General features: G+C 70.1%; 12 protein-coding genes. 6 read left to right on the plus strand and 6 right to left on the minus strand.

The genetic code is table 11. The features are described from left to right. Positions 1-258 precede the first annotated feature (258 nt). The 5 genes from Pen02_RS14665 to Pen02_RS14685 all read left to right on the plus strand — a co-directional run bounded on the left by Pen02_RS14665 (position 259) and on the right by Pen02_RS14685 (position 4,235). Positions 259-1,002, plus strand: coding sequence for an adenylate kinase family protein (locus tag Pen02_RS14665; RefSeq protein ID WP_203866554.1), 744 nt, complete (start codon positions 259-261; stop codon positions 1,000-1,002). Between the two features lie 124 nt (positions 1,003-1,126). After that, on the plus strand, positions 1,127-1,645 hold the full coding sequence (locus Pen02_RS14670; protein WP_239140674.1) for a flavin reductase family protein: 519 nt from the start codon (positions 1,127-1,129) through the stop codon (positions 1,643-1,645). Positions 1,646-1,738: 93 nt separating this feature from the next. After that, positions 1,739-2,038, plus strand: a complete 300-nt coding sequence (locus Pen02_RS14675) for a hypothetical protein (protein WP_203866555.1) — start codon at positions 1,739-1,741, stop codon at positions 2,036-2,038. Beyond that, a complete protein-coding gene (locus Pen02_RS14680) occupies positions 2,038-3,423 on the plus strand; it encodes an LLM class flavin-dependent oxidoreductase (protein ID WP_203866556.1) in 1,386 nt (461 codons plus the stop codon). Before Pen02_RS14675 ends, Pen02_RS14680 begins: the two co-directional genes overlap by 1 nt. A gap of 113 nt (positions 3,424-3,536) precedes the next feature. Next, a complete protein-coding gene (locus Pen02_RS14685) occupies positions 3,537-4,235 on the plus strand; it encodes a nucleoside/nucleotide kinase family protein (protein WP_203866557.1) in 699 nt (232 codons plus the stop codon). 49 nt (positions 4,236-4,284) lie between these two features. Here the strand turns inward: Pen02_RS14685 and Pen02_RS14690 are convergent, their stop codons facing one another. The 6 genes from Pen02_RS14690 to Pen02_RS14715 all read right to left on the minus strand — a co-directional run bounded on the left by Pen02_RS14690 (position 4,285) and on the right by Pen02_RS14715 (position 11,632). Continuing rightward, the gene (locus tag Pen02_RS14690) at positions 4,285-5,124 is read right to left on the minus strand and encodes a class I SAM-dependent methyltransferase (protein ID WP_203866558.1); all 840 of its coding nucleotides are present in this window, start codon (positions 5,122-5,124) and stop codon (positions 4,285-4,287) included. A gap of 129 nt (positions 5,125-5,253) precedes the next feature. After that, a complete protein-coding gene (locus tag Pen02_RS14695) occupies positions 5,254-6,144 on the minus strand; it encodes a TolB family protein (protein ID WP_203866559.1) in 891 nt (296 codons plus the stop codon). 155 nt (positions 6,145-6,299) lie between these two features. Next, positions 6,300-7,445: an iron-containing alcohol dehydrogenase gene (locus tag Pen02_RS14700; protein WP_203866560.1), complete on the minus strand. Its 1,146-nt coding sequence runs from the start codon at positions 7,443-7,445 to the stop codon at positions 6,300-6,302. Beyond that, positions 7,442-8,581 carry a phosphonopyruvate decarboxylase gene (aepY, locus tag Pen02_RS14705; RefSeq protein WP_203866561.1) on the minus strand — a complete coding sequence of 380 codons (1,140 nt, stop codon included), beginning with the start codon at positions 8,579-8,581 and terminating at the stop codon, positions 7,442-7,444. The genes Pen02_RS14700 and aepY overlap by 4 nt, the downstream gene beginning before the upstream one ends. A gap of 124 nt (positions 8,582-8,705) precedes the next feature. Beyond that, entirely contained in the window at positions 8,706-10,058 is a 1,353-nt protein-coding gene (locus tag Pen02_RS14710) for a helix-turn-helix domain-containing protein (protein WP_203866562.1), read from the minus strand. After that, positions 10,055-11,632, minus strand: a complete 1,578-nt coding sequence (locus Pen02_RS14715; protein ID WP_307837714.1) for a glycosyltransferase family 4 protein — start codon at positions 11,630-11,632, stop codon at positions 10,055-10,057. Before Pen02_RS14715 ends, Pen02_RS14710 begins: the two co-directional genes overlap by 4 nt. Before the next feature lie 175 nt (positions 11,633-11,807). Between Pen02_RS14715 and Pen02_RS14720 the strand changes: the two genes are divergently transcribed. Beyond that, positions 11,808-12,797, plus strand: a complete 990-nt coding sequence (locus Pen02_RS14720; protein ID WP_239140676.1) for an SGNH/GDSL hydrolase family protein — start codon at positions 11,808-11,810, stop codon at positions 12,795-12,797. Positions 12,798-12,952 lie beyond the last annotated feature (155 nt).

Consider the following 12,952-nt stretch of genomic DNA (forward strand, 5'->3'; position numbering starts at 1 on the left):
ACCGGGGTTCCCGCGACCGGCTACCACCCGAGTCGTCGGGGCCGACCGTTGGGCCGCTGGCCCGGCTGCGCTTCATCCTTGTCCGACTGGACGACGAAGGCGTTGACCGATCGTCCCGAGCACGCGGAGCCGCCGTACGCCCGCTGTGGGCGCGGAGCGAGGACGGGACCGGCCGGATCCGCCTCGCCCGCCGAGGCATGACCTGGTCCGCCGCTGTTCGCGACGATCGACACCGCATCCGTACGAAAGGACACATCCGTGCCGACCACCCCTGCCACCGTTGCCGCGACCGACCGCCACGCCGACGTACCGGTCATGATCCTCACCGGTCCGCCCGGCGCGGGTAAGTCCACCGCGATGAGGGCGTTCCGGCGTCGCTTTCCCGGACTCATCCATTTCGGAGTGCGGGTCTTCTTCGAGCGGCAGATCGAACAGGGCACGCCCCTCGGGCTGCGGGCCAAGAAATTCCACGACACGAAGGTCTGGCATCCGGACGAACTCATCTTCGACGGCATCGCCAGTTGGCTGGACGAGGGCCTGCCGGCCGCCACCCGGGTCGTCCTGGAAGGCTTCCCGCGCAACAGGTCGCAGGCCCGCGCCCTGGACGGCGTGCTCGGCGATCGTGGCCTGCGGGTGGACCGGCTCGTCTACCTGAACGTCCCCGACGAGGTCGCCGCGGCCAGGGTGATGACGCGCGAGGTGTGCACGAGCTGCGAGACCATCGTGGCCGACGCGATTCCCGTGCCCGGTACGGCCTGCGTCCGGTGCGGCCGGCAACTCGTCCGGCGCCCGGACGACGATCAGCAGACCTTCCGCAGGCGTCTGGCGCGGCAACGTCAGGGTGCCGTGGAACTGCTGGACCACTACGAGGCGCTCGGGGTCGTCGTCCGGATCGACGGGACCAGTCCGCCGGCCCAGGTGGCGGCAGCCCTGGAGGTGGCCGCACCCGCAGCACAGATCGCAGCACGGCGCATCCAGCAACCGGCGACCCGAGGCGCCTGAGAGTACGCAGCCCGGTGTCTCGCCGTCACGCCGCTGGAGCTGCCGCACCGGACACCGCGAGTCTGCTCACCGTCCCGCCTCGGCCACTACTTCGACTCCGCTCTTCGATCCTTCGGAGACCGCTTTGACCGCAACCGACGACGCGGGCCAGCCCGCGTTCCTCCAAGACGAATTCCGCGAGGTGATGGCGCACGTCTGCACGCCGGTCTCGGTCGTCACCGCCGTGTCCGGCGGCCTGCCGCACGGTACGACCGTGAGCGCCTTCGCCTCGCTCTCCATGAACCCGCCGATGGTCCTGGTCTCGCTGGGCCGGCATTCCGACCTGCTGGCCGTCGTCCGTGCCACCCGTTGCTTCGGCGTCAACGTGCTCGCCAGCGAGCAGTCCGCCCTCGCGCTCAACTTCGCCCGCAAGGGCGGGACCGGCAAGTTCGCCGGTGTGCCCTGGCAGTCCGACGGTGGTGTGCCGCGCATTCCAGGCGCGGCCGGCTTCCTGGCCTGCCGGGTCAGTCAGCTCGTCGAAGGTGGTGACCACGTCGTGCTGCTCGGTGAGGTTCTGTCCGCACGCCCGACCCGGGCCCGGCCGCTGACCTACCACAACCGCGCCTTCGGCACCCACCTTCCGCACCAGGTCCACGCCGCATGACGCGGCCCGGGCTGCGTACCGTCATCGGCACCGGCCCGGATCCGTGGTGATCGGACGCGGTCGACGCCGTTGCAGAACAGGAGAGGAATCGTCATGACGGCCATCCAGGACACCGGTCGACGAATGTCCGGCGCCGCCGACGGCCCGGCGCCGCTCGGCGTACGGTCGCTGCCCGCACACGTCGGAGCGGGCAGCGCACACATCGACATCGCCCGGACGGGGCCGCAACAGCGGGTGGCCGGGATGCCAGTGGCGTGGAGACCGTCCATCGGCAAGCCTTCGGTGAACTTTTTTCAACCTCCCCTTGCGGTCCGCCGGACAGCAGGGTCGGACGCGGTGCGTGAGCGCCGCGCGGTTCAGGTTGAAAAAGGTTCAGTGGTGGTGACCGACTGATGCCTGGCTTCCCGCACGGCAGGCCCCTGCATTTCAACCTGTTCAACAACGGCAGCGGCCACCACGAGGCGTCGTGGCGGCTTCCCGGCAGCTACCCGCTGGCCAACCTCGACATCGAGTACCACGAGCGGCTCGCCCAGCTCGCCGAGTCCGTGATGTTCGACTCCGTGTTCCTCGCCGACCATGTCGCGCTGGAGGGGGCGGCCCGCCGGCCCGCCGGGCGGATCGACCCGCTCACGGTGCTGACGGCGGTGGCCCGGGCGACGACCAGGATCGGACTGATCGCCACCGCCTCGACCAGCTACAACGACCCGTTCAATCTCGCCCGCCGGTTCGCTGCGCTGGATCTGCTCAGCGGCGGCCGGGCCGGCTGGAACATCGTCACCACCCCGGGCGACGCCTCCGCCCGCAACTTCGGCCTCGACTCCCAGGCGTCCCACTTCGAGCGGTACCAGCGGGCGGACGAGTTCGTCTCCGTCGCCGAGAAGCTCTGGGACAGTTGGGAAGACGACGCGATCGTCGCCGACCGGGAAGCCGGTGTGTGGGCCGACGAATCGAAGATCCACACGATCGACCATCGCGGGCGGTTCTTCTCGGTACGCGGCCCGCTGAACACCCCCCGCTCCCCACAGGGCCACCCGGTCCTGGTGCAGGCCGGATCGTCCGAGGACGGCAGGGACTTCGCCGCACGGCACGCCGAGGCGGTCTTCACCGCCCAGCACACCCTCGCCGACGGGCAGGCGTTCTACGCCGACCTGAAGCGCCGGGTCAAGCTCGCCGGGCGGGACCCCGACGGCGTGAAGATCCTGCCCGGGATCGTCCCGGTGATCGGCTCGACCGAGGCCGAGGCGCTGGAGCTGAATGCCGAACTGGACCGGCTGGTCCTGGCCGAGTCGGGTCGTGACCGGCTGGCCCGGCAGCTCGGCCTCACCCCGGCGCAACTGCCGCTGGACAAGCCGCTCCCCGACGACCTGCCCAGCGAGGAGGAGATCGAGGGCGACAAGAGCCGGTTCACGCTGATCGTCGAACTGGCTCGCCGGGAGAAGCTGACCGTGCGGGAGCTGGTCGGGCGGCTCGGCAGCGGCCGGGGACACCGCACCTTCGCGGGTACTCCGGAGCAGGTCGTGGAGGTGATCGAGCAGTGGGCGCGGGAAGGCGCGGCGGACGGGTTCAACATCATGCCGGCGACGCTGCCGTCCGGGTTCGAGCTGTTCGTCGAGCATGTGGTGCCGATACTGCGTACGCGTGGACTGATCCGGTCGGAGTACCAGGGCACCACCCTGCGGGAGCACTACGGCCTGCCCCGGCCGCCGAGCCGGTACGCGCCCCGCGCCGCGTCGGCGGACGCCGCACCCGCCGGAGTCGCCGCGCGCGGTTCAGAATGAGCGGGGCGGTCGGTCCCGTCCGATCCGGTTCGCTGTCAGGTCACGTGGATTCTGGCCAGCCTGTCGGCACAGCGGCTGTGCCGAGGCGGGTCGACGGCGGAACGGGGCGGGAGATGGCCAGCGGCACTCGTGGTGAACTTCTCGACCGGCTGGCCGGGGCGATCGGGTCCGCCACGGCCGCGTACCCGCTCCGGGTCGCCGTCGACGGCCCGCCCGCCGCCGGCAAGACCATGCTGGCCGACGAACTCGCCGTGGTCCTGCGCGCCCGGGGCCGCGAGGTCATCCGCGCGTCGATCGACAACTTCATGTTGCCCCGGGTGGTGCGCTACCGGCGTGGCAGGAGCTCGCCCGATGCCTGCTACCGGGACTCCTTCGACTACGGCGCGCTGCGTAGGGTCCTGCTCGATCCGCTGGGGCCGGGCGGCGACCGGCGGTACCGGCCCGCGGTGTACGACTGGCATGCCGACACCGCGCTGTCCGAGCCGCCGGCTACGGCATCGGTGCACGCGGTGCTGCTGGTCGACGGGGTGTTCCTCCAGCGCCCGGAACTGGTCGACCTGTGGGACCTCCGCATTTTCGTGTCGGCCTCGTCCGAGCGGTTGGTGGAGCGGGCCCGAATCCGGGACCTGGCGCGGCTCGACTCCGTCGCCGAGGTCGAGCGGCGCTTCCGGCTCCGCTACCTTCCGGCCCAGGAGTTGTACTTCGCCGAGTCCCGCCCGGCCGAACGTGCCGACATCGTCGTGCACAACGACGAGGTCCAGCGACCCGGCTGGGAGTTCCGACTCTACGGACGCGCGAGCTGTAGCTCGTGATTCCCGAGCGCCCCTGCCCACCGCTGCCGGTACCGGCGCTGGAACGGGCTCAGCCGGCGTCCCTGCGCACCGCGGTCACGGCTACGGTGGCGTAGGGCAGGCTGAAGCTGCCGCCCATCCGGTCGATGACGGCACCGACCGCGTCCAGCACCCCGGCCAGCTCGTCCGGCGAGAGCTTGGCGAGCGCACCCTGGGTGGGGAGCAGCTCCAGCCACTCGTCCCGCGAGTACGTCCGCTCCCAGTCGAACCGCCACTGCTCGGGCTCGGTGAAGCTGCCTGTCTGCCGGATCCCGTCGGCGATCCGGTCGAACAGCGGCTGGTAGAGGTCGAACGGCGACCTCCGCTGGCCGGCGAGGTCGAACAGCGAGTCGGGCGCCACCCGCCGGTAGGCATCGGCGGAGCGGCTGCCCCAGGCGGGCAGCGACATCCCGGCGGCATCGGCCAACTCGGGCGGGGTGAGGGACGCGTGGTGGAACGGCGCGAGCAGGCCGCCCGGGCGCAACGCCTCGGCGGCCCTGGTCGCCCCGGCCAGCGGGTCCACCCAGTGCCAGGCCGTTCCGGCGACGACCCCGTCGAACGTCCGGCCCGCCGCCGCCCAGGTCTCGAACGTACCGACCTCGACCGGGACGCCGGTGCTGCGGGCGTACTCCGCCATCCGCGCGTCGGGATCGACGCCGAGCACCGTGCACCCGGCTGCCTGGAACTGTCGGGCCTCGATGCCGCTGCCGCATCCGACGTCCAGGATGTCGCGGCCGGGTAGGGTACCGGCGATTCGCGTGATCAGGGCCTCCGGATATGTGGGCCTGGACCGGTCGTAGAGAGCCGCGCCTCCGCCGAAATAAGCCTTCGCCGGGGGAGAGGGAGTGCCTTCTTGATATACAGCAGACATCTGCCCACTATATTGCTGACATGTGTGAATCCGTCAATGCCTGAGGATGCGTTTTCCGGCGCGTCCGTACGCGGGCACGGCGTATCGGCCGGTGCCGTGACGACCGGCCCGGCAGCGGTTTCGGCGACGCTATTCGGCGGGATCGGTCGGGTAACTCACGTAGGCGAAGGCCGAGCTGTCGGGGGCCCAGCTAGGGGTGTTCAAGGTGCCCTGACCACCGAAGAGACGAGCTGCGGTGGTGGCCGAGGACCAGTCGTCCAGCGCGACGACTTTCACGTCGACCCAGACGTTCGAGGGATGTCCTTCCGTGCCGGGCGAGAACGCGAGGTACGTCGCCCACCTGCCGTCTGGCGAAATGTGCGGAAACCAGTTGACGTGGTCGTCGAACGTCAGCCGCTCCAGACCGCTGCCGTCCGGGCGGATACGGGCGATCTGGGCGTGCCCGTCGAACAATTCAGTGTTGAAGTAGACCCATTCGCCGTCCGGCGAGTACTCACAGCCGTCGGAGTGCCCGGGTCCGGAGGTGAGTTTGCGGTAGTCGCCGCCGTCCACCGACATCGTGAAGACGTCGGCCAGGGTCCGTCCGTCCCCGGGTGCCGGCCGCAGCCCGATGAACGCGAGCCGGTCGCCGCGCGGGTGTACGCCGTGCAGGAAGTGCTGCACCCCGACCGAGGAGTCCGTGGTGACCAGCTCGGCGGCTCCGCCGGAAACGGGGGCGCGATATATCTGCCGGTCGTAGGCCGAGAGGTAGATGTGTTCGCCGTCCGGGTCGAGTACGTGGTCGTTGTTGAGCTGCGGGACGCCGGTGACCTCGATCTTTTCGAGCTGTCGTGTCGGGGCCAGGGACAGCCGCCACAGCAGGCCCTCGCCGTTGAGGACCAGGGCGTCGCCGGAGGACAGCCAGTTCGGCGACTCGAGCCGGCACAGTGCCGTCTCGAACTGCCTGACCGGCTCCCCACCGCTGGGCTCGGCGGTCCAGATCTGACAGGTCTGCCCCGGCAGAAGCGTCCGTAGCCGCACCGAACCTCTCTCGACCTCCCCTTGCGGTCGGTCGTAGCCGGGGGTGGCAGTCGGTGCGCGGGCGCCGCGCGGTCCGGGTGGGGAAAGGCTCACTCGTGCGTCTCCTCGGGTCGTCGGGCGGTACGGTCAGCCGTGACGCGTGCGGCGGGCCCGACCTACCGGTCGGCGATCACGGTCATCACGCTCCGGTGCGTCATCTCGCTCGTGTTGGCCAGCACGTCGTCAGCGCTCAGTACGCGTGGGTTGTTCTCCGCCCGGCCGGAGGAGAGGTCGTCCTGCCAGTTCCGCCGGGGTATCCGGAAGTCGCCCAGGCCGTGCATCAGGAGCAGGCGATCTATCAGCTTCTCCAGTGGCATCCTGGTGTTGTCGAGACAGATCTGTTGCAGGCCGCCGACAAGGTGCCGCAGCGCCTCGGCGCCGTCCGGGTGGCGGATGTCCGCGTCCGTCGCCGCCGCGTTGAAGCCGATCAGCCACCGTAGGTGGAGCCCGACGGCGGCACCGTGGGCGATGCCGTGCCGTGCGGTCAGGGCGTAGGACAGCGCGTGTGCCGCGGTGGTGCGGGACGTGTTGATCGCGGCGCCCGCGAGTGCGGCGCCCCGGGCCAGCTCGGTCCGCAGCCTCGGGTCCGAGAACGTCCCGTGCCGCGTCGCCGCGTCGAGCACCGGCGTGAGCGTCCCGAGCGCGCGGACGGACTGGTCACGGGACTCGGGCGTGGCGGCGACCGCCCACGCCGACTCGACCGCCTGGGCGAGCGCGTCCAGGGCGCTCGCGGCCGCCGTGGGGGCCGGTACGGTCGCCGCGAGGTCGGGGTCGATGAGGATGTGGTCGGCCCGTGCGCTCGGGTGGTCGAGCGAAAGCTTGCGGTGCCCGACGTACACCGTGGCGAAGCTGGTGAGTTCGCTGCCGGATCCCGCGATCGTCGGCACCTGCACCAGCATGGTGGTCCTGTCCGCCGGGATCAGGTCGGGGTCGCGCAGGTACGCCTCCGGGTCGCCGCCGCACCCGGCGAGCACCGCGGCGCACTTGGCCACGTCCATCGCGCTGCCGCCGCCGACACCGACGACCGCGTCGGGGGCGTACTCCCGGGCGAGCGCGACCGCTTCACGGACCTGTGCCAGGGCCGGATTCGGACGCACACCCGGATAGCAGCGGACCTCCGCGTCGAGCCGGTCCACCAGCGTGGCGGCGACACCCGCCCGGAACGACCTGAGGCCGTGCACGACGAGCACCCGCCGGGCGGCTCCGAGCACCTCCGGAAGTTGCCCCACCACCCCGGGACCGATCCGTACCTCTGGGGTCATGCCGGCGTCCAGCCCTCGGCGAGGGGCGCACGTGCGGTCAGACTCTTGCGGAACCGGTCGCCGATCTCCGCAACGCCCACATTGGACGATGCCCGTTCACCGGCGGACCCGCCGGGCGCTCCTCGGACGACGATGGCGGACGGGCCGACCGACCCGAGCGCCGCACGCAGTGCATCGCGTAGCGCGTCCGCCGTCTCGACCCGCTGCGCGTCGCGGTACCCACAGGCCAGCGCGGCCGAGGCGAAGTCGGTCTGTCGGCGCCCGGTCGGTTGGCCGCCGGTCGAGTCGTAGACGCCGTTGTCGAAGACGACGTGTGTCAGGTTGGCCGGGGCGAGATCGCCGATGGTGGCCAGCGAACCCATGTGCATCAACACGGCGCCGTCACCGTCCAGGACGACGAACCGGGTCTGCGGGCTGGCCAGAGCCGCACCGAGTGCCATCCCCGCCGCATGCCCCATCGAGCCCTGCATGTAGAAGTTCCGGTCGCTGTCACCCTGTTGGAACAGGCTGCGGGAGAGGTATCCGGTCGTGCTCAGCAGGTGCGCGTTGCCCGCCTCCGCGAGTACCGCCGCCACCACGTCGTCCCGGGTCGGCCGCCGCACCGGCGACGCCGCCGGCCGGTCCGGTGGCGCGTCGTTCGCGATGGCTCCCTTTCCGACCAGGATGAACGCGGGTCGACCCTCGTCCAGCACGTGACGTGCGTTCCGCAGCAACTCGTCGAGGGACGGCCCGTCCGAGGTGAGCATCCAGTACGCGATGCCGAGCGAGTCGAGCCAGCTCGGCACCACGCGCCCCATCCAGTAGTGCTGGGGCTCGCCCGCGTCCGCGGTCGGCCAGCCGCGCATACTGACCATCACGGTCAGCGGAATGCGGTAGGGCAACACGAGCGAGGTCAGTGGATTGATCATGTTGCCGAAGCCGGAGTTCTGCGCCATCACCAGCGGCAGTTGTCCGCCGAGCTCCGCGCCGGCCGCGATCGCGATCGCGCTTCCCTCGTTCGCCGCGGCGATGTAACGCGGCGCCGCGCCCTGGGCGAGCAGCCGCAGGGGACCTTTGAAGTAGGAGCAGGGCACGCCGGTGACCAGTCCGTAGCCCCGGGCCGTCAGCGTGTCGAGCATGCCTTGTGAGGTGATCACGACGTCGCGGCCTTCGCCCGCCCTGCGGTGGCGACTGGGCCGGCCGGCGCGACGAGGGACTGGGGATCGCCCGTCATATGAGGTCCCTTCCAGCGGTTGTCGGCACGCACGCGGTGTTCGGGGGTCAGTACCAGAGCCGGTCTTCGGCGACGTAGCGGCCGATCGCGTCGGGCCGCATGGCACCCAGCGCGAACCGGACGTCCGGTGTGGCCGCACCGGAGATCCGCAGCATCAGCAGCCGGGTGGGCTTCGCGGCGGACAGGCGCAGCTCGATGCCGGGGACGACGTAGCCGGAGTCTCCGGGTTCGAGCTGGCCGTCGAACTGCTCACCGTCGTGCCGCCACCGCACCGCCACCGGCTCGTCCCCGAGTACGTAGAGGTACTGGTGCTGGTAGGTGGCCGGCAGCGCCGTGTCCGGTCGTGAGGTCAACACCTCGACCTCGAGGCTCGTGGTGTGCGGGTGCAGCGGGTCGCTGGCGAGCTGCGTGAACCGGTACGCGGGACGGTCGTCCCCGGGGTAGGCCCAGCGCGGTGCGGTACGGCCCGGCTGGATGCGGACGTCGGCCTCGGTCGTGGTGTGCGGGGCGACCAGTTCGCGGACGGAGACACCGAGGGCGTCGGCGAGCACCACCAGTTCGGACCAGTCGGCCCGGGTCGACGCCGCGCAGAGCGCCGCCACCCGGTCGGGAGTCAGGCCGGAGCGGTCGGCGAGTTCGCCAACCGTCATCAACCGGCCCGCCATGATCGAGCGCAGCAGTGCCCCGTGGTCGCCGAGCGGTAGCGCGAGTGCGCCGGTGGCGGCCCGGCCGAAGGCGGACAGTTCACGCTGCGAGTCGCCGGTCAGCTCGCCGCCGTAGGTGAGCGCGAGGATGTAGGCCGGCTCGGCGTCCGAGCGCGCGGTGAACGAGTGCGGCGCGAACGGAAGTCCCCACACGGAGTCGCCGGTCCGCATCTCCACGCAGTACGACCGGCCGTCGCTGCGGTAGTAGTAGTTGACCGGGCCGACGAAGTAGGTGAACTGGTAGAGGAGATGCCCCTTGTTCCAGTTGACGGCCGGGTTGTCCGGGTCGTCGTCTTCGACGAGGCGGAGCATCCTGATCCACTCCGGCCGGTAGGACGCCAGCCGGGACATGGCCGTGTCCCGGTATTCGTAGTACGGTCCGCCGCCCCGCTCGATGATCCGGGAACTCGCCTCGGACTCCTTGGCACGCACCATGCGCAGCCCGTGTGTGGTGTCGTCGTGGATGGGCAGCAGGTCCCGCTCGTTGAGCGGCCACACCCGGGCGGCGCGGCCGATCAGGTCCCAGGTGATCGGTTGCCGGCCGGACGTGTATTCGGCGAAGGTCCCGGGCGGAAGGCCGAGGTCCGCCTCCGCGGCCGAGTCGTTCCGCTTGAGGTCGTTGGCGGCGGCGCGCAGCAGTGCGGCGGCGCGTGCCGCGTAGGCCGGCTCGGGACCGGGTTGGTCTGTCGTACTCATGGGTGTTCTCCCCGGCTGTGTGCGATCGCCCCGGAATAGACGTCCTCTAGCTGGTCGAGGTACGAGTCGAGCGAGTACCGCTCCGCGATGTGCAGGCTGCGCCGCTCCCGCTGGGATTCGGTCTCCGGTTCGGTCAGCAGGCCGGCGATCTCGGCCACCACGGCCGGCGACTCCAGCGGGTAGCCCCGGATGTAGGGACTCACCGCGAGTTCACCGAGGCCGCCCTCGTCGGGTACGAAGACCGGGGTGCCGCACGCCGCCGCCTCGATGGCCGCGAGACCGAACGGCTCGCTGGGACTGCACATCACGACTGCGTCGAGATCGCGGAAGACGTCCGGCATCGACGCGAGCGGCTGGAAGCCGAGGAACCGGACGTGCCCGTCCAGTCCGAGCGACGCCGAGAGGCGTTCGAGCGCGGGACGCTCGGTGCCGTCGCCGACGATCCACGCCTCCAGGTCGGGCACGAGGTCGACGAGGCCCCGGGTGATTTCGAGGAACCGGTCGCCGCGCTTGTAGCCGACCAGGCGGTTCACGAAGCCGACGCGTGGCCCGCGCCCCGCCGTCGATCGCGGGCGGAAGTGGAAGCGTCGCGCGTCGTACGGATTGAGCATCGCCACGTGCGGGGTGCCGGCGATGAGGTGGTTGCTGGCCAGGCGCTGGACGTAGCGCGATATGGAGATCACCGCAGCCGGTGAACCCTTGTCCTGGAAGCGACGGTGCTGCGACCGCTCGGCGTCGAGGTACGGACACTCGGAGCCGTGGCAGGTGGCGACCACGGTCTGTCCCAGATTGAGCGCCGCGCTCGTCAACAGCCAGAGATGCTGGGAGTGCACGACCGTCGGCGCCCAGTCCCGGATCACGGCGTCGAGGGACCGCTCCCAGGTGGCGGTGACATCGGCGAGGTCATCCGGCGACATCTGGCTGTAGAGCCGCGAGCTGCATGGATGCCCGGTGAAGGAGGGAAATTCGCCGGCCAGCTCGTGCGCCTCGAAATGTTGGATCTTCGGTGGCAGGGGAACCCGGGTTCCACCGGGAGGTGTCAGCAGTGCGACGTCGTGCCCGCGCTCGGCGAGGCCGGTGGCCAAGGCCAGGATATACGTCCCGCTCCCAGAGCCGTGAATGGGAGTGTGGTTTGCGATTAGAACGCGCACCATCGACGGGCTAGTGCTGTTCTGGGTGAGTCGGCGACTGGTGGGAAAAAGCGTCAAAGAACCATACGCTTGAATTTCCGAAGCCGCCTTCGATGCCGGCCGGCAACTCGTCTTGATCGATCCCCATGCACGAACCCTAGGCGATGGCCATCGTTGCCGCCACCCCTGTGTGTGGCGGGAGATCGTCGGCCGACCGGGTGTTACCCGGCCGCACTTCGCGACCGCGAGTACGTCGGCAAGCGCGGTGAGCCAATTCCTCCAAATTGGACGCTGCCGGGTGTAGCTGCTGGTCAGCGGGCACGTATCCGACCGAGGACCTGCACTCCGGCTCGCGACGGGACCTCCCGCGAAGTGCATCGCGGATGGCGCCGGGAGCGAGTGTCCAAAGCGGAGCGTTCGGCCGGTACGACTCCGTCGAGGCATCGGGGGTTGCCGACGTGTTGTGCGGTATGGCAGAGTGACACAACCGTTACAAGTCCGTTTTCGGGGGGACGTGATGGTCGTTGAGCCGCCGTGGTGTTGATTTAACTGCGCGCGATCCGGGTAGCGGGCGGAACGAGTCCTCGTGAAGCTCAAACGATACGAGCTCACGCCGCAAATGCGGGACTACGATGCGCTGAAGGACCCCGGCGAGCGCCGATACGTGCCCTACCTCATGTACTTCCACCGGGCCAATTTCGCCTCGCCCACGGTCAATACCGATCGGTCCGGATTCCGGATCAGCACCGGACCGGACGGCGTCAGGGCGTCGGCCGCCGGCCACGTCCCGCCGGGGCCGGTTCGCATTCTCGCCGGTGGCTCGACCGCGCTCGGGGTGGGCGCCTCCACCGACTCGACCACGCTGGCCTCCCTTCTCTGGAGCCGGTACGCGCCCTCGGCGCCGTGGCTCAACTTCGGCAGTTACTGCTTCAACCCCACCCAGGAGGTCCTGCTCCTCACGCTCTACCGGCACCTGCTCGGGGACATCGACGAGATCGTCATCTTCTCGGGGATCAACGCCGTCATGGTGGCCCGGCTGCCCGAGTGGCAGCAGGGTGATCACGGCGCGTTCTTCTTCTGCGGCGAATACTTCGAGAAGATGGCGGAGCTGCGCGAGCGCAACCGCAAGGGCGGCAGACTCTTCGGCCGCCGGGCCGCCACCGTCGCGACACTCGACGACGTACGCCGGGACATCCCGACGGTGATCGGCTCCGCCGCGGAGGCGACCCTCCGCCAGCTCGACATCTGGCGACGGATAGCCGGGCCGGACACCCGGATCTCCTACGTTCTCCAGCCGATGACGCGGTGGATGCGCTACACCCCCGCGCCCGAGGAGACGGTGCTCTTCCAGGAGAACGACCGGATGTCCGAGCTGGGCCCGTGGGAGGAGGTCTACGGGGACATCGCGACGACGACGTTCGCGCAGGCGTACGCCACGGCGCTCCGCGTCGGCTGCGAGAAGCAGGGTGTCCGGTTCTTCGACCTGAACCCCGTCGTCGCCGACGTGGCAACCGAGCGGGACTGGATGTTCGTCGACCGTGTCCACTACAGCGACACGGGTCACGACATCGTCGCCAGGGTGACGGCCGAAGCGCTCGAACTGGTCTAGGTCTTCCGTCCCTACGAGTCTCCGTCCCTACGAACGCGCAGTTCGCGCGCTGCCCAAGGGAGTACGGCATGTCTCTAGTCCGCAGGATCATCGACAGGCTCTTCCGGCGCAGGAGACCTCCCAAGCGGAAGAAGGACGCATCGATCTATCCGATG

The sequence above is a fragment of the Plantactinospora endophytica genome (assembly GCF_016862915.1).
In the GTDB taxonomy this organism is placed as follows: Bacteria; Actinomycetota; Actinomycetes; order Mycobacteriales; family Micromonosporaceae; genus Plantactinospora; species Plantactinospora endophytica.

What these genes read in the sequence shown, in the direction of transcription:
- Pen02_RS14715 (WP_307837714.1), bottom strand. Translation starts at nt 11,632, where the DNA reads ATGCCTCGACGGAGTCGTACCGGCCGAACGCTCCGCTTTGGACACTCG.
- Pen02_RS14675 (WP_203866555.1), top strand. Translation starts at nt 1,739, where the DNA reads ATGACGGCCATCCAGGACACCGGTCGACGAATGTCCGGCGCCGCCGAC.
- Pen02_RS14720 (WP_239140676.1), top strand. Translation starts at nt 11,808, where the DNA reads ATGCGGGACTACGATGCGCTGAAGGACCCCGGCGAGCGCCGATACGTG.
- Pen02_RS14700 (WP_203866560.1), bottom strand. Translation starts at nt 7,445, where the DNA reads ATGACCCCAGAGGTACGGATCGGTCCCGGGGTGGTGGGGCAACTTCCG.
- Pen02_RS14685 (WP_203866557.1), top strand. Translation starts at nt 3,537, where the DNA reads ATGGCCAGCGGCACTCGTGGTGAACTTCTCGACCGGCTGGCCGGGGCG.
- Pen02_RS14690 (WP_203866558.1), bottom strand. Translation starts at nt 5,124, where the DNA reads ATGTCTGCTGTATATCAAGAAGGCACTCCCTCTCCCCCGGCGAAGGCT.
- Pen02_RS14680 (WP_203866556.1), top strand. Translation starts at nt 2,038, where the DNA reads ATGCCTGGCTTCCCGCACGGCAGGCCCCTGCATTTCAACCTGTTCAAC.
- Pen02_RS14710 (WP_203866562.1), bottom strand. Translation starts at nt 10,058, where the DNA reads ATGAGTACGACAGACCAACCCGGTCCCGAGCCGGCCTACGCGGCACGC.